The following is a 22,467-nucleotide window of genomic DNA, read 5'->3' as shown; positions in this document are numbered from 1 at the left end:
GGTCGGACGCGGTGTGTCAGAAGTTAAATTCGACGGTGGTACCGACTAAGCGATCGCGCAGCGTGATTGGCACGTTACGGTCGTTAGAGACGATGTTGGTAGAGTGATCGTTATCAAACAGGTTCTGCGCATACAGGGTGGCGCGACCATACTGGAAGGTCCATGCCAGCTGCGCATTTGAGGTCCAGAACGGCGATATGCGGCCGCGATTGTCGTTATCATAGGCGGAGTAGTAAGCGCCACTCCACTTAACGTTGCCGCTCAGTTCCCAGCCCGGGAACAGCATATACCTGGCACCCAGGTTAGCGGTGTAACCCGGGGCACGCGGCAGAGAGTTGCCCTCATTCAGGCTGCCGCTGAACTCTTTGATTTCCGTTTTCAGCAGGCCCACGCCGCCGTTCAGTTCGAAGTCAAAGGTCGGCTTCCATACCGCCCCCAGCTCAGCGCCATAGGTGACGACTTTATCCGCATTACGGATCACCGTCGAGCCCGATGCCAGACTGTATGGCAACTGCATATCTTTGTAATCGTTATAGAAGATGTTACTGGTCAAATCGAGGTTTGCCGCGTCGATATGATGACGGGAGTACAGCTCGTAGTTCCAGACGTATTCCGCACCATAACTGTAAGTAACGATCGGCGCGGCGAAGGTCACGCCCGCGCCACCTGCGTTATAACCTCGCGCTACTTTTGCACCGTAGGTCTGGCCCTCGGTCGGGTGCCAGGCCAGGTCCAGCTTAGGCAGGAACACATCGTATGTTTCATCAAAATCAACGGCGGATGCACTGCCAATACCGTAACGGCGACGGTGCTCACGCTCAATACGGCTGGAGCCGGTCAGCTCCCACTGTGGATTGAAGGCATACGTCAGCTCGGCGAACGCCGCTTGAGTTTGCGTTTCATCCCGGAAGTTGGCCCCACCGGCGAAGAACGAGGCGAGGTTCACAAACTCGTCCTGGCTGGCGCGGAAAAAGTTCAGCCCTGCCAGACCACGCCAGGTATTATCATCCGTTGCAAAGTTCACCAGCGGCGAGGTCTGGAACTCGTGACCATCCACTTTGGCACTGACGCCACCCAGCGAATCGGCGATATGGTGACGATGCTGGTTGAAGTCGGTATAAATCATTTTGTTTGAGAGTTTCAGCTGCTCGGATTGCTCCCAGCTGATATCCCAGATGGTGCTGTTGTACTGGCTCTGGAACACCGCGCGGCGACGATCGTATCGGGCCACGTTCGGATTCGTTTCCGGACTCAACGCTTCGTTCTGTGGTGCCACGCTGTCGAAATGGTTAAACGTCAGCATGGTGCTGAGTTCACGCAGGGAAGACGGGTTATACAGCAGCTTCATACGCGCGGTGTTGGTTTCGATCTCTTTAACCTTGTGCGGATACGGCTCATAGTCAACCAGATCAACAAAGCTCAGACGACGCTGACGATCGGCGCTGACGCGGAAGGCCAGCTCATCCTCGACCAGCGGGCCGGAGACCATCGCCGCCATCTGTGAGCTGTGCTGGTTGCCCCAGCCGCCTTTTACCGCGCTCTCCCACTCAAAGGTCGGGTTACGGGTGGTCATGACCACCGCACCTGCGATGGCATTACGCCCCTGCACGTAGCTCTGCGGGCCAAGGAAGACTTCGGCACGATCCATATCCCACAGCGACTGGCTGCTGTAGGCCATTTCGTTGTAGCCAAGAGAACGGCCATCGACGGACATATTGATACGCGGACGGTTACCGGTGACAAACGCACCTGCACCCGTCGCCGGGCCGGAGCCGTCCAGGCCGCGCACGGTCGGCAGATCGTTACCCGGACCCACGTCGGTAATATTGGGGATCTGCTGCATGATGTCGCGGATTTCTACCGCGTGCGGCAGTGCGTCGATGGCGTTTTTATCAAAGACCTTAACGCTGGAGCCGGTGTCGTAGATTGAGCGGTTGGATTTCTCACCGGTGACGATCAGCGTGCCGTCCACCGGGGCTTTTTTATCCTGCTCTGCGACGTCCGCCTGCTTAGCGTCGGTCGCGGCGGCGGTTTCCGCTGCTGCGGCACTGCCTGCGCCAAAAATGCACAGACTAATCAGCATTGATGAAACTGTTCTTTTGACCACCAGGCCTGCTGCCGGGTGTCCTTGAGCCTTTAAGCGCTCAGCCATGTGTCCTTCTCCTGTCCCAGATGCGCACTGCTTTTTGTTGTTTTGAAAGGTTAAAACGACAATATCATTCACATTACTAATGGCTTTACCGGCCATCATGGCCTGATGTACTGCATATCCCTGCTAATCCGCCAGAGCGTTGCCGCCAGCTGATACCAAAACCATTGCGCACTGTGTGGCTTAGCGCATCGTCATGCCGCTTTTTCGGGGTAAGCGGCAGGGAAGATGGTCTGGCAACAGAACGTAAAAATTCGTTAAGGAGGATAATGATTTGCACATGCTAATGCAAATCATTATCAGAGAGATTTCGGGGAAATTTTGAACTTAGCATGAAATGCCCGTTCTAACGGGCACTTGAGTGAGTCAGATTTGTCGCGTGCGGGTCAGCAGCCACAGCAGATACAGGCCGCCGATGATGCCGGTCATACGGCCGACCGGCACGGTCAGCCCGGCGGGCAGCAGCTGAATCAGCAGGTCGGCCAGCATCAGCAGGCAGGCCCCCATCAGCGCCGCACCCATTACCGGGATGCCCTGGCTGCGGGTCAGGCGTACCACCAGCTGCGGTGCCGCCAGCGCCACAAAGGCGATCGGCCCGGTGGCGCTGGTGGCCACCGCGGCCAGCAGCACCCCGGCAAACAGCATCAGCGCACGCATCCGCTCGACCGGAATACCCAGCTGGCTGGAGAGGTCGTCGCCCATCTCCATCATTTTCAGCCGCCGGGCGCCGATCAGTATCAGCGGCAGCAGCAGCACGAAGCCGGCCATCACCGGCAGCGCGTGATCCCAGCTGCGCGCGGCGGTGGTGCCCGCCAGCCACAGGTTGGCCGATACCGAGTTATCGAGATCGCCCTTCACCAGCAGCAGGCCGTTAAGGGCATGCAGGATCGCCCCGACGCCGATGCCGGTGAGGATCAGCTGATAGCCGCGCAGCGTGCCGTTCTGCCGCGCCAGCAGCCAGACCACCAGCGCGGTGAACAGCCCGCCGCACAGCGCCCACAGCACCACCTGCAGGGTGCCGCCGTCAAACAGCACGATCTGCAGCAGCGCGCCGCTGGCCGCGCCGGTGGTAAAGCCGATGATATCCGGCGAGCCGAGCACGTTGCGCGAAATCGACTGGAACAGCGCGCCGGAGACCCCCAGCGCCGCGCCGACAAACAGCGCCACCAGCACCCGTGGCAGGCGGATATTGCGCACGATATGGTCGCGCATGCCGCCGTCGCCGTGGCCGCTTAACGCCGAAAACAGCTGGCCCGCGCTAATCGGCAGCCGCCCGACGGTCATTGCATAGCAGCCCATCACCAGCGCCAGCAGCAGCAGCGCGGCGCACACCGTCACGTTGCGCGCCGAATAGCGCAGTGACACTCCCCGCCAGCGCAGCACGCTGCCGGAAACCATCCTTGTAAGTTTCATGGCTGAACCCTCTTCCAGCGCCGTACCAGGCCGATAAACACCGGCCCGCCGAGCAGCGCCACCATAATGCCGACGCTGATCTCGCCAGGGTAACCGACCAGCCGCCCCAGCGTATCCGCCGCGACGATCAGCAGCGCCGACAGCAGCATCGCGTACGGCAGCAGCCAGCGGTGGTCGTTACCGGCGAAAGCGCGGGCGAAGTGCGGCGCGGTCAGGCCGATAAAGCCGATCGGCCCGGCCGCCGCGGTGGCCGCGCCGGACAGCAGCACGATCGCCAGCGCGGCCAGCAGCCAGACGCGCAGCGGATTGACCCCCAGCGATTTGCCGAGATCCACCCCCAGCGCCAGCGTGTCCAGCGCCGGGGCCAGCAGCAGCGCCAGCCCGATGCCCAGCGCCACCAGCAGCGTGGTCGGCAGCAGCACGTCGTAGCCGCGCCCCTGCAGCGAGCCCACCGCCCAGTGGCGGAAGCGATCGAAGATCGCCTCATCGCTGTTGACGGTAATCAGCGAGGTCAGCGCCAGCAGCACGATCGACAGCGCCGCCCCGGCCAGCACCATGCGCACCGGATTATTGCCGCGCAGGCCGCCCAGCGCGCACACCGCAGCACCGGTCAACGCCGCGCCGCCCAGCGCAAACCAGATGTACTGGTTGATATCCACCAGCCCGAGAAAGGCAATCGCCATCACGCAGGCCAGCGTCGCCCCGGCGTTGACCCCGAGAATGCCCGGATCGGCCAGCGGATTGCGGGTCAGCGCCTGCATCACCGTTCCCGCCGCGCCGAGCGCGATGCCGACCACCAGCCCCAGCAGCGCGCGCGGCAGGCGCAGGTAGTGCACCAGCAGATGCTCGCTGTTACGGCCGTCAACCTGCCACAGCGCCTGCCAGGTGACCGATGGTGCGATCGGCCGCGAGCCGATAAACACGCTGCCCAGCGCCAGCAGCAGCAGCAGGATCAGGCCGCAGAGAAATCCCGCGCGGCGCAGCCGGGCGGGCAGGATCGGGGTCATTGCGCGCTGTTTTCCGCAGGCTTAGCGAAGTTTTTCACCACGTCGCGCACGATCTCGTTCGCGCTGTAATAATCCACGCGGAACGAGTTAATCCCCAGGCTGTAGACCCGCCTGCTCTTCACCGACGGCAGATTGGCCAGCATCGGATCGTGCAGGAAGGCGTCCACCCGCTCCTGCGGCGCGCGCAGCAGGAAGCTGGTTTCGGCGGTGAGCTGGGTCAGGTTCTCGTAGGTGGCCCAGACAAAATCATTCTGCGCTTTGATGGTGGTCTGCCAGGCCGGGTTCGGGTCTTCCATGGTGAAACCGAGGGACGCCAGCAGGCGGCTGTGCACGCCGCGCGCGGTGGCGATCGGGTTAGGGATACCGGCACCGTTGAAGCTGATGATATTGGCTTTGCCCGGCGGCACGCTGATTTTCGCGCGCGCCTGCTGCACGGTCTGGTCAAATTCGGCAATTCGCGCTGCCGCGTTCTGCTCGTGGCCGGTGGCGACGCCCAGCTTCTCTGCCAGCGCCTGCCAGGTCTGGCCGCCGTAGTCGACGACGATGGTCGGGGCGATTTTACGGAACTCCGCCAGCTGCGCCTTCGCCGAGTCGGCCCCGCCGGTGGAGACCACGATCAGGTCCGGTGCCACCGCATAGGCCTGCTCCAGATCGACGCTGCCGGCCGGCCACAGTTTCTCCAGCTTTTTGGCCTTCGCCACGCTGTCCCACTGCGCATACCAGTCGTTGTTCGAGCCGGTGGCGCTGCCCGCCAGCGGCGCGTCAATCGCCAGCAGCGTGCCGGTGACGGTCACCGAAGTGGAGAGCACCCGCTTTGGCTGCGCCGGAATGCTGGTGGTGGTGCCGTCGGCATTTTTAAACTCACGTGGCCAGCCTTCTGCCGCCTGCGCCTGCCCCTGGAACGCCAGCAGCAGCAGCGCCAGCGGCATGATAAACCGCGATAACAGATTAGTCTTACTCATATTTCCCTTCGCTCTTCAGGGTTAATCCATGCAGCGCCGCAGCCCTGCTCCATTGCGAAATCCTCAAACGACGGGCAGTATATTCCCCGAGCAACGCGACAACAACAGCAGTATTTGCAAGGATATAAGGAGAGTGCAATGGGTCACAACAGGCAGTTATGCGTAGGATTATCACTGGCCGTCACCTGGCTGACAGGCAACGGCTGGCGCCGTAACGACAGTAACGTGGAAGGAATTTACTCAAGCGAATTTTATCTTGATCTCGCGCGTCGCGCCGAAGCGGCGAAAATGGATTTCCTGTTCCGCCCGGACGCCATGTGGCTGTCCCGCCAGGGCGCGGTGGAGTCGCCGCACTTCAGCAGCGTCGATCCGACCCTGCTGATGGCCTCGATCGCCAGCCAGACAAGCCATATCGGCCTGGTCTCTACCGCCTCCACCACCTTCATGACGCCGTTCCTGGTGGCGCGCCAGTTCCAGTCGCTGAACCAGCTGAGCCGCGGCCGCGCGGGCTGGAACGTGGTCACCTCGCTGGCCGGGAATCTCAACTTTGGCCTCAGCGAGATGCCGCCGTCCGAACAGCGCTATGCGCAGGCACGCGAATTTGTTGAGGTGGTGCGCAAGCTGTGGGCCAGCTACCCGAGCGACGCGGTACGCATCGATCGCGAGGCGGCGATTTACGCCGACTTCGACAGGCTGCAGCCGATCGACCACGCTGGCGAGTACTTCAGCGTCGAGGGCCCGCTAAACGTGCCGGCGTGGAACGGCCCGCGCATTCCGCTGTTCCAGGCCGGTGCCTCCGATACCGGGCGTGACTTCGCCGCCAGCACCGCCGATGCGATCTTTGCCGCCACCCCGGACCTGGCCGCCGGCGTGGAGCTGCGTAACGATCTGCGCCGCCGTGCGGTGGCCCACGGCCGCCAGGCCGACGATATCCGCCTGATCCCCGGCGTCAGCCTGTACCTGGCCAACACCCGCGAAGAGGCGCGCGAACTCTACCGCGCCACCCACGCCGGGCTGAACCCGGAGCGCACTTACGCCCGCGCCAGCGAGCTGCTGGGGATTAACCTGCGCGAGCTATCGCCGGACCAGCGTATCACCCCGGAGATGCTGCCGCCGCCGGGCAAGGTCTTCAGCCAGACCCACGCCATCCTGCTGCGTCGCCTGATCGAACGCGATCAGCCGCTGCTCAGCGATCTGATGACCCGCCCGGAAGTGGTCGGCTCCGCCTACTGGCAGGTGATCGGCACGGTGGAGGACGCGGTAAGCGAGATCCGCCGGCACCACGAGGCCGGCGCGCTGGACGGCTTTATCGCCTGCCCTGGCGGTTCACCGGGCAGTATGGATCTGACGCTGGCGGAGCTGATGCCGCGCCTGAGCGAAGAGGGGCTGCTGCGCAGCGAATACACCAGCAGCACGCTGGGCGGCCATCTCGGTATCGAATAAGTTCAGGTGGTTTAAGGGGATTCTTATTTGGCATGAATGTAATAAGAATCATTTTCATTTAGTTTCGTATTAGCATATATTCGGGCAGTCTTCGTCACTTAATCATGAGGGAATCTGATGAAAGCGCTGACTGCCATGCAAGCCGCCTCCTGGGTTGGCCGGCAATCTGAACCGCATCTCGGGGGCGTTGCCGCCCATCTTTACGCCGAATTCGACGGCCATGCGCTGGACGCCGGCCGGCTGCGGCAGGCGGTGGAGGCGCTGTATCAGGTTCACCCGATGCTGCGCCTGCGCATTAACGCCGACGGCCAGCAGCATACCGACGGCCCGCTGCCCGCCACCCTGCTGCGGGTGGACGACCTGCGCGCAGCTACCCCCACAGAATGTGAAGCCTTTCTTGCCGAACGCCGCCTGCACGGCAACACGCGCCTGCCCGATCTGACCGCGGGCGAGGCCTGTGAGATCGGCCTGACGCAGTTATCCGACGATCGCAGCCGTTTACACGTCGGCCTTGATATGATCGCCGGCGATGCCGAAAGTTTCCGCCTGCTGGTGGAGGATCTGGCGCGCTTTTATCATCATCCCCGGCTGGCAATCGCCGCCACGGAGAACCGCTTTTTCCACTGGCTGGAACAGCACCAGCAGGCGACAAACCTGCAGCAGCGCGACCGCGATCGCGACTGGTGGCGGGCACGTCTGCCATCGATTCCCCCGGCGCCGCCGGTGCCGATTCAGGACGCCCGCTGCCATATCGACCGGCTGGCGGTCAGGCTCGACGCACAGCAGAAGCAGGCGTTAACCGCGCTGGCGCGGCAACAGCATCTGACCCTCAGCGCGCTGTTCCTCGCGCTGTTTGCCGCCACGCTGGCCGAAGGCTGGGCGCTGCCGCGCTTCCGCCTCAACGTGCCGTTGTTCCATCGTGACGACTACGGCAGCAAAAATGACGACATCATCGGCGATTTCACCAATCTGCTGATCTTCAATGCCGAGCCCGATCCGGCAGCCAGCGTGGTGCAGTACGGCCAGCAGGTGATGGCGCAGCTGGGCGAGCTGATTAGCCACGCCGCCTGGCCGGGGGTGAACGTGATGCGCGATCTGTCGCGCCATCACGGCAGCCTGCAGTTCTCGCCGGTGGTGTTTACCGCCGGTTTTGGCATCGACGGTGACGAACTCTGGTCTGAGCAGGTGCAGCGCACCTTCGGCAGCATGAACTGGGTGATCTCCCAGGGGCCGCAGGTGGCGCTGGACGCCCAGGTGGCGGCCTGCGACGGCGGCATTCTGATCAACTGGGACCTGCGCCGGGATGCGTTCCCTGCAGGCAGTATCGACGGCCTGTTCGATCGCTACCACCAGCTGCTCAGCCAGCTGGCGGCCGATCCTGAACGCGCGACGCAGCCGCTGGCCGCGCTGCTGCCGGGGCTGGGTGACGATCGGGCCGCAGATGCAAACGGTGCTGCGGCGGCGGGCCGGGCGGCCTTATCCTCAGCCAGTCACGCCGGCGGCAACGCGGCACAGGGTTCAGACGGACACCCCGGCGGCAACGGTGCGCACGGCTCAGCCGGTGGAGCGGCCAGCAGCGGCAATACGGCCGGACTGGCACAGCCCGGTGCGGCGCGGGCGATGGCGACACCCTCCGGCGTGAGCGGCCGGCCAGCGGCAGCCGACGGCAGCACGCCGCTGACCCCGCTGCAGCAGGCCTACCTGATGGGCCGCAGCGAGCTGTGGTCGCTGGGCGGCGTGGCGATGCACGAATTCCGCGAATACCGCGGCCACGCCGATCCGGCGGCGTTACGCGCCCGGCTGGAGCAGCTGGTGGCGCACTACGCCGCGCTGCGCACCTGCATTGACAGCGACCGCCTGACCCAGCGCGTGCTGCCTGCGGCAGAGGCGCGGCTGGAGGTGGTGGATCTGCGCCATCTTGAGCGTGCGGCGGCCCTGGCGCAGGTCGATACCCTCCGTGAACAGCACTCGCACAACCGTCACGATCCGGCGCAGCCGCCGTACGGCATCGTGCTGGTGCAGCTGGCGGACGGGCCGTTTGATACGGTGATTTTCACCAGCTTTGACGCGCTGATCCTCGACGGCGAGGGCATTTCAGCCATCATCACCCGGCTGTTTGACGACGCGCCGCTGGCTGCTGCTGCCACACCGGCAACCGTCGCAGCGCCGCCGGTGGACGCGGCAAAACGGCTGGCGGATCAGCACTACTGGCAGCAGAAGCTGCAGGACGTCAGCTCGCCGTCGCGGCTGCCGTGGAGCGCGCCGCTGGAGTCGATCCGCCGCTCGCGCTACCGCCGCCAGACCCTGACCGTCTCACGCGAGCAGCTGAAGGCGCTGTCGAAAGTCGGCTCGGCGCAGAAGCTGTTCCGCAACACCACCCTGTCGGCGATTATCCTCGATACGCTGGCGCTGTGGACGCCGGACGGCGAGATCTGCGTCGGCGTGCCGGTGGCCTTCCCGGCGGCGGGCGGCAACCTGACCAACGCCTCGACCTTTATCGTCGCCCCGTGGCGGCGCGATGCCGCTGCCCCGCTGCTGGCACAGGCGGCGGCGTTCCAGCAGGATCTGCTGACCTCACTGGATCATCTGGCGTTCTCCGGCGTCGATCTCTCCAGGCTGCTGCTGAATAAAGAGAGCAGCGCGCCGGGGCTGCCGGTTATCCTGACCAACTGCCTGTCGTGGACCAACCTGCCCGCCGATGCGCCGGTGCGTTTCCACGACGGCCTGACGCAGACGCCGCAGGTGGCGATGGATATCCGCCTGAATCTCGATCAGCACAAAAACCTGCTGCTGAATATCGACTACGCCGAGCAGGCGCTGGATGACGCGATGATTACCGCGCTGCTCGCCGCCATTGGCGAACGCGTGCAGCGGCTGTGCAGCGGCCAGCCCGCCGACCGCGCCGCCGAATTCCTGCCGTGCGATCACTACCGCCATAACGGCGATGAGCAGCAGGTGGCGGCGTATCCGTTCCTCGCGGTGCTGGCCGGTAACCTGTTCGGCGGCCAGCTGAATAACACCGCGCTGATCTGCGGCGAACGCCGCTACAGCTACCTGCAGCTGGGGGAGGCGGTGCATACCGCCATCAGCCAGCTGCAGCAGCGCGACGTGCAGCCCGGCGAAGTGATTGCCCTCCACCTGCCGCGCGGCCCGGAGATGATCATCAGCCAGCTGGCCTGCGCACTGCTGGGGGCGGTCTGGCTGCCGATCGACATCAACTCGCCGCCGGAGCGCCGCCACTATCTGCTGGAGAACAGCCAGCCGCGCTGGGTGGTCAGCCAGGATATCAGCGGGCTGGCCAACGGCATCACCCCGCAGCAGCTGCTGACGCCGGTGGCGGAGCACGGCCACTGTCCGGGGGCCGCAGAGCTGATCGCCCGCAGCCGCAGCAGCGAACCGGCCTACTTCCTCTACACCTCCGGCACCACCGGCCGGCCGAAGTGCGTGGTGCTGAACAACCGCGCCACCGCCAACGTGCTGGCGCACACGATCCAGCGCTGGCAGGTGACGGCGGAGGACGTGCTGATCTCGGTGACGCCGCCGCACCACGATATGTCGCTGTTCGACCTGTTCGGCGCGCTGTGCAGCGGTGCGACGCTGGTGCTGCCGGCGGCGGACCAGGAGAAGGACGCCATTGCCTGGAACCGGCTGGTGGAGCAGCACCGCGTCAGCCTGTGGTGCTCGGTGCCGGCGATTCTGGAGATGCTGCTGGCCTGTAAAGCGGAAGGCGGCCTTAAGTCGCTGCGGCTGATTGCCCAGGGCGGCGACTATATTAAACCGGCCACGGTGGCCACCCTGCGCACCCTGCCCGGCCAGCCGCGCCTGTTCTCGCTCGGCGGGCCGACGGAGACCACCATCTGGAGCATCTGGCATGAGATTGAAGCCGGTGATACCGGCCAGGTACCGTACGGCCAGCCGCTGCCGGGGGTGCAGTACTGGATCTGCAACGAGCAGGGCGAACACTGCCCGCCGGGCGTCACCGGACGCATCCATACCGCCGGGGCCGGGCTGGCGCTGGGCTATCTGGAGGCCGGGCAGCTGATGCAGCACGACTTTGTCGAGGTGACGACGCCGCAGGGTGAATCGGTGCGGGCGTTTAAAACCGGGGATGAAGGGTACTACCGTACGGACGGCACCATTATGTTTGCCAGCCGCATCAACGGTTACGTGAAGATCCGCGGCATCCGCGTGTCGCTGCCGGAGGTGGAAGAGGCGCTGAAGCAGCACCCGGCGATCCGCGATCTGGTGGTGGTCGATTTTATGGCTGAAGCGCGCAGCGAAGCCAGCCTCGGCCTGATGTACCTGACGCGGGACGACCGGCCGCTGACGCAGAGCGCCCTGCGGGAATTCGCCGCGCGCTTCCTGCCGGCCAGCCATATCCCGACCCGGCTGATCCACGCCACCGCGCTGCCGCTCTCCAGCAACGGCAAAACCGATCGCCATCAGATCCGCCAGCAGTGCATCACCGCCGCCCCGGCCGCCACCGGTGAAACGCCGCTGCAGAAGGTGCTGAGCATCTGTCAGCAGCATGCTGGCGGCAGCGCCGCATGGGATGAGAACAGCGTGTTTATCAGCATGGGGATGAAGCTGCCGCAGATGCAGGCGATCGCCGCCGATATCAATCAGGCGTTCGGCCGCCAGCTGGCGACCCTGGCACTGATTAAGTGTCGGACGCCGAAGGAGGTGGTGGCGCTGGTCACAGAGTAATGTCACGTCACTGAAAAAGGGAGCAGGGGGCGTTACAGCCCCTGCTCCCTGCAGCGCTAACCGCAGATTTTCTGCCTTTCAGCCAGTGGCAGACTGGCCGGTTAGCTGTCTCTGCGTCAGAAACAGACTGGCCGACCCGCATTTACGTGACCGGGAAGTTTGCCTCTCTCAGGAATGATCTCAGCGCCTCCTCCACTGCACAAACGCTGACGTGCGGCCTGAACTTTGCGCCAGACTGAGTCCATCATTTTTCTACAGCAGGTCCCCCACTCGCCGCTGCAACGCCCCTTCCTCCAGCACCCGCCCGATAAACGCCAGCAGCTCCGCACCCTGATCCGCCAGCTCAGCCGCGTTAAACAGCGCCGGTGACGCGTCCAGATCCAGTTCCAGCCCGCTGCCGTCGGTGCGCGCGCGCCAGCTGAGGTTGCAGCCGTCGACGTTGCCGCTGGCCATTACCGAACGCACGGTGTCGCAGCCGAAGAAGGTCGGCGGGTCAAATGGCATCACGTTAATCAGCGGCGCATAAAGGAAGCGCGATCCCTGGGCCAGGCCGCAGTCGGCGGCCAGCCTCTCAATGCGGTAGCGCCCGCAGGCGCGCAGGCGCTGCAGATCGCCCGCCACCTCTGCCAGCCAGTCGGCCAGCGTCTGCTCAGGGTGCAGCTGTAACCGCAGCGGCAGGGTATTCACCGCCAGCGCCGGTACGTAGCCCGCCACCCGCCCGCGGCGGTTCATCAGCGGCACCCAGGCGGTAAACGGCGCGTAGGGCTCATCGCGCCGCGCCGGCAGCGCCTGGCTCAGCCAGGCGGCGCTCAGCGCCAGCAGCAGATCCGGCCAGCCGGTATCGCAGCGCAGGGCCAGCTGCTGCAGCCCGGCGCTCAGCTGCGCGGACGGCTGGCCTGCGGCGTGCAGCGGCGCAATGCAGTAGTCGTCGCGATCGGTACTGAGCACCGGCAGCGCGACACCCGCCACCCGCTCCTGCCAGTAGCGGCGATCCTTCACGCAGCGCGGGCTGGCGTCGTAGGTCAGCTCCTCGTCAAGAAACGCGGGAAAGGCGTTCAGACGCTCGCCCGCCGCGCCCTCGCCCAGCGCGTGGCGGTAGAGCGTGGCGCAGCGGTGTTCAATCAGCGACATGGCGAAGCCGTCGATAATGATGTGATGGGCGCGGATGTACCAGATAACGCGTTCAGGGGCGAGCCGGATCAGCCAGCTGGCGGCCAGCGGATCGTGCAGCAGGTCTAACGGCTTATCGATATCCTGCTGCATCAGATGACGGGCGGCGTGCCCGGGATGCTCGCAGTGCTGCAGATCGAGGATCTGCAGCGCGGGGCGACGTTGCGGGTTGACCCGCTGCTGCGGCAGGCTGGCCCCTTTAGGCAGACGCAGCTCCAGCGCGAACACGTCGGTCTCCTGCAGGGTGGTGGCGATCGCCTGCTGCAGCGCCTGCACCTGTACGCCGTCGCCAAACTCCACGAAGTGGGCCACGGTGGAGAGCGCCCGATCGCGGTGGCAGAGAAACTCCTGCCAGAAGTCGGCCTGAGCGAGGCTCAGCGGCAGCCAGTCACTGGCTGAATCGTGTTGCGGCATAATCCCTACCTCCGTTAAGCCCCCACCCCGCCGGGTGAAGGGTAAGCGCTTCTGCTGTATTTTACTGCAAATGATAATAACACTTATTATCATCATTGCCCGCGTTGATCGACCCTCCGGCGGTTTTTCTGCCCGCCAGCGTCCGGCAGCCGGCGGGATCGCAAACGTCATCCGCCGTTAATAAAAGCGTCATCCGCGCCCGGCAGGATAGGCGCAACTTTTATTCAGCCGATAAGCCGCCCGATGAGTGACCTCTCCCTGCACCAGATCCACAAAGCCTGGGGCCCGAAAATTGCGCTGAACAACATCAGCTTCTCCGTCGCTCCGGGTGAGTTTGTCGCCCTGCTCGGCCCTTCCGGCTGCGGAAAATCCACCCTGCTGCGCACCGTGGCCGGACTGGAACAGGCCGACGGCGGGCGCATTCTGTTCCAGCAGACCGACGTCACCCGGCTGCCGCCGGCGCAGCGCAAGCTGTCGATGGTATTCCAGTCCTACGCGCTGTTTCCGCACCTCAGCGTGCGCGAGAACCTGCTGTTCGGCCTGCGCGCCCGTGGTGAAGACGCCCGTCAGTTCCCGGCACGGCTGGCGGAGGTCAGCCGGCTGATGGAGCTGGAGCCGCTGCTCGACCGGCTGCCATCACAGCTCTCCGGCGGCCAGCAGCAGCGCGTGGCGCTGGGGCGGGCGGTGATCGCCAACAACCGGCTGTGCCTGATGGACGAACCGCTCTCAAACCTCGACGCCAAGCTGCGCCAGAGCATGCGCCGCGAGATCCGCGCCATTCAGCAGAAGCTCGGGCTGACCATGCTCTACGTCACCCACGATCAGACCGAAGCGATGAGCATGGCCGACCGCATCATCCTGCTTAACGATGGCCGCATCGAACAGCACGACACGCCGCAGCAGATGTACAACAACCCGGCCAGCGTGTTTGCCGCGCAGTTTATCGGCGCGCCGCCGATGAACATCATCCCGCTGCTGCGCCAGGGCCAACACCACTACCTCGGCGAAATGCCGCTGCCGGTGCTGGAGCACGGCGGTGAGCAGGATCTCAGCCTCGGCCTGCGCGCAGAGGATATTCGGGTCATCGCCAGCGAACACGCGGCGCTGAGCGGCATGGTGCTCAGCGTGGAATATATGGGTGCCGATACGCTGGTGGTTTGCCAGATCGGCGCCTGCGCCCAGCCGGTGACGATCAAGGTGCCGGGCATGCAGCATTTCAGCGCCGGCAGCCGGATTGGCCTGCAGTGGTCGACCGCGGCACAGTACTTTTTCACCACCGGCGATGGCCGGCGCTGCCGGCCGGCGGAGCAACGTATTCTGCCGCTGGATGCGCGGGTTGCCGTTTAACCTTCTCTACTTTTTGCACGTTTACTCAGGGGTTTACTATGTCTTTTGCACCGCGTTTCTCCCGCCTGGCGTCCGCCATGCTGCTCTGCTCGACGGCCTCCGCCTTTGCCGCACCGGTGTCGCTGCAGATGTACTACCCGATCGCCGTCGGCGGTAAGGTCAGCCACACCGTCGAGGCGCTGGTGGCCGACTTTGAGAAGGTTCACCCGGAGATTGAGATCAAACCGGTCTATACCGGCGACTACGCCACCACGGTGACCAAAGCGCTGACCGCGTTTCGCGGCGGTAACGCGCCGCAGCTGGCGGTGATCGGCGATATCGAGGCCTACTCGCTGATCGACGCCGGGGCGATCGCCGCCGCCAGCGATCTGGCAAACGACGCCGGGGGTAAAAAGTGGATCGAGGGCTTCTATCCGGCCTTCCTGCGCCACATTCAGGACAAGGTGTGGGGCATTCCGTTCCAGCGCTCAACGGTGGTGATGTACTGGAATAAAGAGGCGTTCAGCAAGGCCGGTCTCGACGGCGAAACCCCGCCGGCCAGCTGGCAACAGGTGGTTGATTTCGGTAAAAAGCTGGCGGTGAAGGATGCCCAGGGTGCGGTTTCTCAGTGGGGCATTGAGATCCCGTCGACCCCGAACGGCTACTGGAACTTCCAGGGCCTGGCCGCCACCAACGGCAGCCACCTCGATAACGGCAAGGGCACCGCCGTCACCTTTAACACCCCGGCCAATATCGAGACGCTGCAGTGGCTGACCGATCTCGGCCAGAAAGAGAACGTCTCACCGAAGGGCGCGATCGCCTGGGGCACCACGCCGCAGGACTTTATCAGCGGCAAAACCGCGATGATGGTCACCACCACCGGCAACCTGACCACGGTGCGTGAGAACGCCAAATTCCCGTTCGGCGTGGCGATGCTGCCGCAGAAAACCCAGCGCGGCAGCCCGACCGGCGGCGGCAACCTCTACGTGTTCAGCAGCGCCTCGGCGGAGCAGAAGAAAGCGGCGATGGAGTTTATCCGCTGGGTCTCTTCCCCGGAGCAGGCGGCGCGCTGGAGCATCGCCACCGGCTACGTCGCCACCTCCCCGGCCGCGTGGGACACCCAGGTGATGCAGGATTACGTGAAGCAGGTGCCGCAGGCGCTGGTGGCCCGCGAACAGCTGAAATACTCGCAGCCGGAGCTGTCGACCTATAACAGCGTGCAGATCCAGGAAGCGCTGAACCACGCGATTGAAGCGGCGGTGACCGGCGCGCAGACGCCAGCCCAGGCGCTGGAATCGGCACAGAAGCAGGCCGATCGCCTGCTCAAACCTTACCAGTAACGGCCTCTTATGAGCTCACTGCATACCGTGGATAATGTTGCCCGCCGCCGTGGCCTGTCGCTGCAGCTGTGTGGTTACCTGCTGATTTTACCGGCGCTGGGGTTTCTGCTGCTGTTTACCCACTATCCGGCGCTGGCCACGGTATGGGAGAGCCTGTTCAGCGCGGCGCGCGGCGGGCATCCGGCGCAGTTTGTCGGCCTGGATAACTACCGCGCCCTGCTGGATGACGACATCTTTATGCTGTCGCTGCGCAATAACCTGCTCTACGCGGCGGTGACCATTCCGCTGGCGGTGGCGCTGGCGCTGCTGATGGCGCTGGCGGTGAACCGCCGCCTGCACGGCAACGCGATGGTGCGGGCCGCGTTCTTTATTCCGTCGCTGCTGCCGATGATCGCCATCGCCAACCTGTGGCTGTTCTTCTACACGCCGCAGCTCGGGCTGCTGAACAAGCTGCTGGCGCTGTTCTCGCTGCCCGCCGTCAACTGGCTGGGGGACCCGGACAGCGCGCTGTGGTGCCTGATGGCGATTTCGGTGTGGCGCGAGGCGGGGTTCTTTATGATCTTCTACCTTGCGGCGCTGCAGCAGATCGACCCGCGGCTGGCGGAGGCCGCCGAGATTGAAGGGGCCTCACGCCGCTACTTCTTCCGCCGCGTGCAGTGGCCGCTGCTGATGCCGACCACGCTGTTTATCCTGATTAACGCCTCGATGAACGCCTTCCGCATCGTCGACCAGGTGATCGCGCTGACCAACGGCGGGCCGAACAACAGCAGCAGCCTGCTGCTGTTCTATATCTACCGCACCGCATTCAGCTACTGGGACCTGCCTGCCGCCTCGGCGATGACCGTGGTGCTGCTGGCGATCCTCGCCGTGATTGCGCTGATTAAATTCACCCTGCTGGATAAGCGAGCGCATTACCAATGAGTATCAGCCTGTCCGTTCCTGCCACCCGCACCTTCAGCGTCGGCCGCCTGTGCCTGAACGCGCTGATCTGGCTGGCAGCGCTGCTGTGGCTGCTGCCGGTGCTGGTGGCCGTCTGGGTCGCCATTCATCCGGCCAGCGATCAGGGCAGCTTTATCCTGTTCTCGCCGCTGACCGCGCAGAACTTTATCGACGCCTGGCACGCCGCGCCGTTTGGCCGCTATTTTATCAACACCGCGCTGCTGGTGGTGATGATCGTGGTGGTGCAGCTGGTGCTGGCGACGCTGGCCGCCTACGCGCTGGTGCGCTTCCGGCTAAAGCTCTCCGGGCTGCTGTTTGCGCTGATCCTGCTGCAGCTGATGATCAGCCCCGACGTGCTGATCCTCAACAACTACAAAACCATCGGCGCGCTCGGCCTGCGCGACACCCTGACCGGCATCGCGCTGCCCTACTTCGCCTCGGCGTTTGCCATTTTCCTGCTGCGCCAGACCTTTAAAAGCATCCCGCTGGTGCTGGAGGAGGCGGCGACCGTCGAAGGTGCCAGCCGCTTCTATATCCTGCGTAAGATTTACATCCCGCTGGCCAAACCGGTCTACGTCGCGTTTGCGCTGGTTTCAATCAGCTTCCACTGGAACGACTTCCTGTGGCCGCTGGTGATCACCGACTCAGTCACCGTGCGCCCGCTCACCGTCGGCCTGCAGCTGTTTTCTGCCCCGGAACAGGGGGTGCAGTGGGCGCTGGTGGGCGCCGCCACGCTGATGACCTCGCTGCCGCTGCTGCTGCTGTTTTTGCTGTTCCAGCGCCAGTTTGTGCAGTCGTTTATGCGCGCCGGCATACGTTAACGGAGTTTATGATGGCTTTTGAATCCACCCCGCACCCGCTCTCGCCCCTGCAGCTGCAGGCCCTTGGCCCGGTCAGCGCGCTGTATGCCCCGCCGCAGCTGCGCGGCAGCGCCCCGGCCGACCGCACGCTGCGCTTCGGGCTGATCGCCGACCCGCAGTACGCCGACGTTGACGCCGACGTGGCGAAAAACCTCTACTACCGCCACGCGCTGCACAAGCTGCCGCGCGCCATCGCCGCCCTCAACGCCCAGCCGCTGGATTTTGTCATGACGCTGGGGGATATGGTCGACCGGCACTGGGCCAGCTACCGCGCGCTGCTGCCGCTGTATGACAAACTGCACCACCCGCACGGGTTTGTGATCGGCAACCACGACGCGCAGACGCTGGCCGACCGGCTGAGCGCGGCGCAGTCGCCGCCCGCCGGCCTGCCGAAAAGCTACTATCAGTTCCGCCTGGCGGGCTGGCGCTTTATCGTCTTTGACGGCAACGACATCAGCCTCTACTGCAACGCAGGCAACGGCGACGACTGCCAGCAGGCGATGGCGATGCTGGACGATCTGCGTTCCCGCGCCCAGCCGCAGGCGCAGCCGTGGAACGGCGCGGTCGGCCCCGCACAGATGAAATGGATTGAGCAGCAGCTGGCGGAAGCGCAGGCGATCGGCGAAAGCGTGGTGGTGTTTGGCCACTACCCGCTGGCACCGCACACCGGCCATATCCTGCTGAACGGCGGCGAGCTGGCGCAGCTGCTGGCCCGCTACCGGGTGCGCGCCTGCTTTACCGGCCACGACCACCGCGGCGGCTACGCGCGGCTGGGCGGCACCGACTTTATTACCCTGAAAGGCATGCTCGACGGCGCGGACGACACGCCGTTTGCGGTGGTGGAGCTGCTGGACGGCGTGCTGCGGGTGAAGGGCTACGGCCCGGAGGTCAGCCGTGTTTTACCGTTAAAAGAGGCCGCCCCTGCCCGGATGAAACAGCCCTCTTAACGCCAATCACAGAGACAATCTGCTCTAATTAGAACGCCAGCCGGATGACGCTGGCGTTCTGCTTTTTGCTGTGGATAATTGTGCTGAAAGCATAATAATTCGCCGTTATTTACTCTCTTTTTAATCAGGGAATCGCTATGAACAGGGACCATCCGCTCGCGACCGGCCGCCCCGCCGCCCGCCCCGCCCGTGCATTTATTGCGCAGCTGGTGACGTTCGTTATCAATCCCGCCATCCGCAACGGCCGCGATGAAGCCGCACCGCTGCGCGACGCCGCATGGAACTTTATCGCCTCGGTTTGCCTGGTGGCGCTGCTCACCGGCGGGCTGGGCGCGCTGCTGAACGCGTCTGACATCAGCGGATTCAGCGGCGCGATCAGGCCGGGCTTCCTCACCCTGTTGCTGGCTGCTTATGCGCTGATCTTCGCCATGCTGTTCTGGCTGCTCACCACGGCCGTAATCTCAGTCAGAAAGCGCGGGCTGCACCTGCTCAGCTTTATGCAGGTGCTGCAGAGCTGGGCGGCGCTGAACCTGTTTGTGGTGCTGCTGTGCTGGGCAGCGCTGGATCGGCTGCTGGTTGCCAGTGACGATAAGCCGCTGAGCCTGGTGTATCTGGCGCTGGGCGGCGTGGCCGGCCTGGCGCTGCTGATACTGGCGGCGCGCCTGCTGTTACTGCCGGTGATCCGCTATATGAGCCGCTATTTAAATCTCCCTGCCGCCGCCGTTATGACCCTGGCGATCGCCTGCGTCAGCATTTACCTGAGCGCACAGCTGATCCGCCCGTTCAGCGCAGTGGCCTTCGATGCGCAGGCGACCTGCCAGGCGCTGAACCTCAGCCGCAATGCGCCGGGCACACCGGGCCAGATGCCGGAGAAGATGTTTACCGACAGCTGCCTGGCGCAGTTCCGGTGATAGGGTGAGGGCGGGCGGGGCTTGCCCGTCAGAGTTGACGATGACTGACTGAGCAAAAGGTTTCTGCAGGTTTCACGCCGCGACGGCACTGCTCAACGCTGGTGCCTTCTGCCGGTCACCGTTCAGGCAGCCAACCCTGTTTCTGACGAATAAATCACCAGCCTGCCTGTAGTATTTTTACGATTGAGCGTTAAACTGAGCACAAATAATCCCGCAGACGGCACACGCCGCCTGCCCGGCTTTACGCCATCACTGACAGGGAACCGTCAACCTCATGCACGATACGCTTACCCTTTCCGCCTATCTGATCCTCGCCGCCACCCTGCTGGTGGCCTACGTGATTTTTGGTATCGCCGGCTTTGGCAGCGCGCTGATCGCCAGCCCGGTGATGGCGCTGTACCTGCCGCTGTCGCAGATCGTGCCGCTGCTGGCGCTGCTGGATCTCTGCGCAGCCATCATCAACGTCAGCCGCGACGGCCGTAACGCCGCCTGGCCGGAGCTGAGGCGGCTGGTGCCGCTGATGGTGGCCGGCAGCCTGGTCGGTGCCACTATCCTGCTGACCACCCGCCCGGAGATCCTGCTGCTGGCGCTGGGGGTATTTGTTATCGGCTACGCGCTGTGGTCGCTGATCGGCCGTAAACCGGCGCACGCCTTTCCACCCGCTGCCGTGGTGCCCTTTGGCCTGGTCGGCGGCGTGTTCAGCGCGCTGTTCGGCAGCGGCGGCTTTATCTATGCCATCTGGCTCGGCGGGCGGCTGCCGCAGAAAGAGGCGTTCCGCATCACCCAGACTACGATAATCGGCCTCAGCACCCTGACCCGGGTGATTATCTTCGCTGTAGCCGGGGTGTATATGGACTGGCACCTGCTGCTGCTGGCGCTGACCCTGCTGCCGGGGATGATTATCGGCATCACGCTGGGGCGTTTCTTCACCCTGAAAATGTCGCGCGAGCAGTTTCTGCGGATGATTAATCTGATCCTGCTGGCGTCCGGGGTGATGCTGGTGGGGCGGTATTTTGGCTGAGAGGTACGGTCATTTGTTGAACCTGTAAGCCGGACTTACAGGTTGCGTTTTGCAATCCGGTAAACATGATAAGACACACTCTGCGGAGGGACGGGCAATGACTCCGGCGGCCCGAACCCGGCGCCAGGCAGCTGTACGGCGGGTTTGATGAAACATGCTGCACAGCTGAGAAGCGCTTCTTTTTTACACAGCCCGGTTCCATACTGTCACTCTTAATTAACCTTTTTTCGGTTTCACCTCCCTGGTTTGTCAGATAAAGGTGACATATGAACCTTGAGCAACTGATTGCAGAACGTTTAATCCAGGCCAGACGAGATGCTGGCCTGAGCGCGGTTGCCGTTGCCGAAGCGCTTGGCGTGGTGCGCCAGACCTACGGAAAGTTTGAGCAGGCGCAGAACGTGCCCAGCGTCACCCAACTGATCGCGCTATGTAACCTGTTCGATAAACCCATCGGCTACTTCTATGAGCAGGACGACGCGGACGTCCGCTTTTCCCTGCGCGCCGACAGCCCGGACGTGCTGGACGGCAGGCTGCGCGGTCAGCTAATCGAGAAGTTAAGAAACATCCATGCGATAGAGGAAGCGGCGCGGGCGGCAATTCCTGAAGACCTGCCGAACTCCCTGCCGGTGTTCACTGCCCACGAAGAAGACCTGCGCAGAGTGGAAGATAAGGCGATGGATGAGCGATTTCGCTTAGGCATTGGCAACGCCACCTGCGTTGGCGACATTGTCGCGATTCTGGAAGCGGCAGATATTCGCGTCATCCCCTTCAACCAGCCCGAGAACCGGGAAGACGGAGGCCGGGTTTTTGGCCTGTCTGCGTTTTCCAGACACTATGGTACCGCGCTCTATGTGAACGCGGAGGCGTCGAACTTCAGATCTTTAGCCTGTGCCACGAATATGCCCACCTGATTTTCCACCGCGATCGTGATGACGTTGCCGGGCCGCAGCAGCGCTATAAATCCCGTGGCAGGGCCATTTCACCGGAGGAGAAAGTCGCCAACCATTTCGCCGCCTGTTTCCTGGTGCCGGAAAGCGCGCTGCGTAAACAGTTTGCGATGCAGGGCGGCGGCTGGGCCTATGAAGAGACGGTGATGCGCCTTAAAGGCACTTTCAGAGTCTCGGCCACCTGCATTATCGATCGCCTGAGCAAGTGCAAACTGATCTCACCGCAGAACGCCAGCTACCTGTGGGCGATGGCTAACCGTAAGGGGTGGTTGCGAAGCGAACAGCAGCCGATCGTCGAACCTCTGAACTATCAGGGACGCCTGCGCATTCTGTGCCGCAAAGCCTGGGAGAGCGGCACGGCATCGGAGCTGTTTATCGCTGAGCTGCTGGATCTGGACCGAAAGGGATTAAGCGTGCTGCTGGCCGGATGGTATGAGGAACAGGAGGCGGGATATTTTGAGTAAACCTCAGACGCTCGGACACTTCGAATGCTTCCTGAGCCGCGGCCTGACGATGAAAACGTCTGTTCGCGAGCAACTGATGGGGGATTTCACATGAGTACGTTTATCGTTAAGTTATCCTCCCATACGCTGGATGCGCTAAATAAAATGCTGAGTGAGATGACAGCCGGCAATGCGCTAGAGATTGTGCCGTTACACGCCAAACTGACCACGCAGGACGCCGCCAACTTTCTTAACGTTTCCCGCCCATATCTGGTGAAATTGCTGGAAGATGGAGAACTGCCGTGCCGTAAATTCGGGCGGGACCGCCGGGTGCTGTTTGCCGATCTTATGATCTTTAAACAGCAACGTGAACAGCAGAGCCTGGAGGCGATGCAGGCCCTCGCGGATCAGGGGCAGGATTTGGGGGCGTACTAACTGGAAGCGTTGAGAAGATAACGGCTCTCATGC

At 63.6% G+C, this 22,467-nt stretch carries 17 protein-coding genes; 12 read left to right on the top strand and 5 right to left on the bottom strand.

Features of this window, described 5'->3' with window-relative positions:
- Window positions 1–16: 16 nt before the first annotated feature.
- From GKQ23_RS01750 to fepB, 4 genes are all read right to left on the bottom strand, one after another.
- Entirely contained in the window at window positions 17–2,152 is a 2,136-nt protein-coding gene (locus GKQ23_RS01750) for a TonB-dependent receptor (protein ID WP_212409606.1), read from the bottom strand.
- A 363-nt stretch (window positions 2,153–2,515) separates the two neighbouring features.
- Window positions 2,516–3,562: an iron chelate uptake ABC transporter family permease subunit gene (locus GKQ23_RS01745; protein ID WP_212409605.1), complete on the bottom strand. Its 1,047-nt coding sequence runs from the start codon at window positions 3,560–3,562 to the stop codon at window positions 2,516–2,518.
- Window positions 3,559–4,569: an iron ABC transporter permease gene (locus tag GKQ23_RS01740; RefSeq protein WP_056240815.1), complete on the bottom strand. Its 1,011-nt coding sequence runs from the start codon at window positions 4,567–4,569 to the stop codon at window positions 3,559–3,561. Before GKQ23_RS01740 ends, GKQ23_RS01745 begins: the two co-directional genes overlap by 4 nt.
- On the bottom strand, window positions 4,566–5,531 hold the full coding sequence (fepB, locus tag GKQ23_RS01735; RefSeq protein ID WP_212409604.1) for a Fe2+-enterobactin ABC transporter substrate-binding protein: 966 nt from the start codon (window positions 5,529–5,531) through the stop codon (window positions 4,566–4,568). The genes GKQ23_RS01740 and fepB overlap by 4 nt, the downstream gene beginning before the upstream one ends.
- Window positions 5,532–5,669: 138 nt before the next feature.
- Here fepB and GKQ23_RS01730 point away from each other — a divergent pair, with 138 nt between their 5' ends.
- Window positions 5,670–6,974, top strand: a complete 1,305-nt coding sequence (locus tag GKQ23_RS01730) for an NtaA/DmoA family FMN-dependent monooxygenase (protein ID WP_056240817.1) — start codon at window positions 5,670–5,672, stop codon at window positions 6,972–6,974.
- Between the two features lie 117 nt (window positions 6,975–7,091).
- The gene (locus tag GKQ23_RS01720) at window positions 7,092–11,681 is read left to right on the top strand and encodes an amino acid adenylation domain-containing protein (RefSeq protein WP_249168459.1); all 4,590 of its coding nucleotides are present in this window, start codon (window positions 7,092–7,094) and stop codon (window positions 11,679–11,681) included.
- A 252-nt stretch (window positions 11,682–11,933) separates the two neighbouring features.
- Here GKQ23_RS01720 and GKQ23_RS01715 read toward each other — a convergent pair whose 3' ends face one another.
- Complete coding sequence (locus GKQ23_RS01715) at window positions 11,934–13,265, bottom strand: condensation domain-containing protein (protein WP_212409603.1); 1,332 nt, start codon at window positions 13,263–13,265, stop codon at window positions 11,934–11,936.
- A 243-nt stretch (window positions 13,266–13,508) separates the two neighbouring features.
- Between GKQ23_RS01715 and GKQ23_RS01710 the strand changes: the two genes are divergently transcribed.
- The 10 genes from GKQ23_RS01710 to GKQ23_RS01670 all read left to right on the top strand — a co-directional run bounded on the left by GKQ23_RS01710 (window position 13,509) and on the right by GKQ23_RS01670 (window position 22,434).
- Window positions 13,509–14,612 (top strand): ABC transporter ATP-binding protein, encoded by a 1,104-nt coding sequence (locus tag GKQ23_RS01710; RefSeq protein ID WP_056240824.1) that lies wholly within the window; start codon window positions 13,509–13,511, stop codon window positions 14,610–14,612.
- A gap of 38 nt (window positions 14,613–14,650) precedes the next feature.
- The gene (locus tag GKQ23_RS01705; protein ID WP_212409602.1) at window positions 14,651–15,931 is read left to right on the top strand and encodes an ABC transporter substrate-binding protein; all 1,281 of its coding nucleotides are present in this window, start codon (window positions 14,651–14,653) and stop codon (window positions 15,929–15,931) included.
- A 9-nt stretch (window positions 15,932–15,940) separates the two neighbouring features.
- Window positions 15,941–16,852, top strand: a complete 912-nt coding sequence (locus GKQ23_RS01700; protein WP_212409601.1) for a carbohydrate ABC transporter permease — start codon at window positions 15,941–15,943, stop codon at window positions 16,850–16,852.
- A complete protein-coding gene (locus GKQ23_RS01695; RefSeq protein WP_101505510.1) occupies window positions 16,849–17,691 on the top strand; it encodes a carbohydrate ABC transporter permease in 843 nt (280 codons plus the stop codon). The genes GKQ23_RS01700 and GKQ23_RS01695 overlap by 4 nt, the downstream gene beginning before the upstream one ends.
- A gap of 8 nt (window positions 17,692–17,699) precedes the next feature.
- Window positions 17,700–18,677 (top strand): metallophosphoesterase, encoded by a 978-nt coding sequence (locus tag GKQ23_RS01690; protein ID WP_249168458.1) that lies wholly within the window; start codon window positions 17,700–17,702, stop codon window positions 18,675–18,677.
- A 137-nt stretch (window positions 18,678–18,814) separates the two neighbouring features.
- Window positions 18,815–19,588, top strand: coding sequence for a hypothetical protein (locus GKQ23_RS01685; RefSeq protein WP_212409600.1), 774 nt, complete (start codon window positions 18,815–18,817; stop codon window positions 19,586–19,588).
- A gap of 274 nt (window positions 19,589–19,862) precedes the next feature.
- Window positions 19,863–20,609, top strand: a complete 747-nt coding sequence (locus GKQ23_RS01680; RefSeq protein ID WP_212409599.1) for a sulfite exporter TauE/SafE family protein — start codon at window positions 19,863–19,865, stop codon at window positions 20,607–20,609.
- A gap of 266 nt (window positions 20,610–20,875) precedes the next feature.
- The gene (locus GKQ23_RS23805; protein WP_249168457.1) at window positions 20,876–21,520 is read left to right on the top strand and encodes a helix-turn-helix domain-containing protein; all 645 of its coding nucleotides are present in this window, start codon (window positions 20,876–20,878) and stop codon (window positions 21,518–21,520) included.
- A complete protein-coding gene (locus GKQ23_RS23800) occupies window positions 21,487–22,020 on the top strand; it encodes an ImmA/IrrE family metallo-endopeptidase (RefSeq protein ID WP_371820228.1) in 534 nt (177 codons plus the stop codon). The genes GKQ23_RS23805 and GKQ23_RS23800 overlap by 34 nt, the downstream gene beginning before the upstream one ends.
- A 90-nt stretch (window positions 22,021–22,110) precedes the next feature.
- On the top strand, window positions 22,111–22,434 hold the full coding sequence (locus GKQ23_RS01670) for a helix-turn-helix domain-containing protein (RefSeq protein ID WP_371820039.1): 324 nt from the start codon (window positions 22,111–22,113) through the stop codon (window positions 22,432–22,434).
- The last annotated feature ends 33 nt before the right edge of the window (window positions 22,435–22,467 follow it).

The sequence above is a fragment of the Erwinia sp. E602 genome (genome assembly GCF_018141005.1).
Lineage (GTDB): Bacteria > Pseudomonadota > Gammaproteobacteria > Enterobacterales > Enterobacteriaceae > Erwinia.
The sequence above is the reverse complement of the archived record's forward strand: the minus strand, read 5'-3'. Positions and strand labels throughout refer to the sequence as shown.

Excerpts from the sequence above, each read along its gene's own strand:
- GKQ23_RS01690 (WP_249168458.1), top strand. The coding sequence starts at position 17,700 with ATGATGGCTTTTGAATCCACCCCGCACCCGCTCTCGCCCCTGCAGCTG.
- fepB (WP_212409604.1), bottom strand. The coding sequence starts at position 5,531 with ATGAGTAAGACTAATCTGTTATCGCGGTTTATCATGCCGCTGGCGCTG.
- GKQ23_RS01740 (WP_056240815.1), bottom strand. The coding sequence starts at position 4,569 with ATGACCCCGATCCTGCCCGCCCGGCTGCGCCGCGCGGGATTTCTCTGC.
- GKQ23_RS01685 (WP_212409600.1), top strand. The coding sequence starts at position 18,815 with ATGAACAGGGACCATCCGCTCGCGACCGGCCGCCCCGCCGCCCGCCCC.
- GKQ23_RS01705 (WP_212409602.1), top strand. The coding sequence starts at position 14,651 with ATGTCTTTTGCACCGCGTTTCTCCCGCCTGGCGTCCGCCATGCTGCTC.
- GKQ23_RS01695 (WP_101505510.1), top strand. The coding sequence starts at position 16,849 with ATGAGTATCAGCCTGTCCGTTCCTGCCACCCGCACCTTCAGCGTCGGC.
- GKQ23_RS01680 (WP_212409599.1), top strand. The coding sequence starts at position 19,863 with ATGCACGATACGCTTACCCTTTCCGCCTATCTGATCCTCGCCGCCACC.
- GKQ23_RS01720 (WP_249168459.1), top strand. The coding sequence starts at position 7,092 with ATGAAAGCGCTGACTGCCATGCAAGCCGCCTCCTGGGTTGGCCGGCAA.
- GKQ23_RS01730 (WP_056240817.1), top strand. The coding sequence starts at position 5,670 with ATGGGTCACAACAGGCAGTTATGCGTAGGATTATCACTGGCCGTCACC.
- GKQ23_RS01745 (WP_212409605.1), bottom strand. The coding sequence starts at position 3,562 with ATGAAACTTACAAGGATGGTTTCCGGCAGCGTGCTGCGCTGGCGGGGA.
- GKQ23_RS01715 (WP_212409603.1), bottom strand. The coding sequence starts at position 13,265 with ATGCCGCAACACGATTCAGCCAGTGACTGGCTGCCGCTGAGCCTCGCT.
- GKQ23_RS01670 (WP_371820039.1), top strand. The coding sequence starts at position 22,111 with ATGAGTACGTTTATCGTTAAGTTATCCTCCCATACGCTGGATGCGCTA.
- GKQ23_RS23805 (WP_249168457.1), top strand. The coding sequence starts at position 20,876 with ATGAACCTTGAGCAACTGATTGCAGAACGTTTAATCCAGGCCAGACGA.
- GKQ23_RS01750 (WP_212409606.1), bottom strand. The coding sequence starts at position 2,152 with ATGGCTGAGCGCTTAAAGGCTCAAGGACACCCGGCAGCAGGCCTGGTG.
- GKQ23_RS01710 (WP_056240824.1), top strand. The coding sequence starts at position 13,509 with ATGAGTGACCTCTCCCTGCACCAGATCCACAAAGCCTGGGGCCCGAAA.
- GKQ23_RS01700 (WP_212409601.1), top strand. The coding sequence starts at position 15,941 with ATGAGCTCACTGCATACCGTGGATAATGTTGCCCGCCGCCGTGGCCTG.